The following is a 533-nucleotide window of genomic DNA, read 5'->3' on the forward strand; positions in this document are numbered from 1 at the left end:
GGGCTGGGCCGCGCGCATCAGTGCGTCGGGCTCGAGGATGGAGTCGCCGTCGATCACACAAAAGAGAGGCGCGCGGCAGACATTGACGCCGGCATTCTGGGCATCGGCCTTGCCGCCATTTTCCTTGTCGACCACGAACAGCCGTTCTGTCATCGGCGAGGAATAGAGGCCGCGGATCGGCTTGTGTGTCAGGGCCTCCTCATAGGGTCGGTGGAATTTCACCAGTTTGAAGCCTTCGATAAGGCGCTGCAGAGTCTGATCCTTCGAGCCGTCGTTGATGACGATGACCTCGAAATTCGGATATTCGAGCGCCAGCATCGAGTGCACGCTCTCGACCACATTCACTTCCTCATTGTAGGCGGGCACCAGCAGCGCGATCGGCGGCGCTACGTCGCCATAGCGGTGCCACAGCAGAGCCGAACGCGCGACCGGCGGGCGCTTGGACAGGGCGTAGGCGGCGATGATGAGCTGCAGCAGGTAGATCGCCGTCTGCGCCAGCCCCGCCCCGATGATGAACCAGGACAGGATGGAGG

Annotated in this window: 1 protein-coding gene; it reads right to left on the minus strand. The window is 62.5% G+C overall.

Annotation, left to right across the window (positions count from 1 at the left end; genetic code table 11):
- Window positions 1–533, minus strand: a 533-nt coding sequence (locus EN893_RS37255) for a glycosyltransferase family 2 protein (RefSeq protein ID WP_128362322.1), incomplete at both ends; no start/stop codon positions are given.

It is taken from the genome of Mesorhizobium sp. M7A.F.Ca.CA.004.04.2.1 (genome assembly GCF_004022825.1).
Lineage (GTDB): Bacteria > Pseudomonadota > Alphaproteobacteria > Rhizobiales > Rhizobiaceae > Mesorhizobium.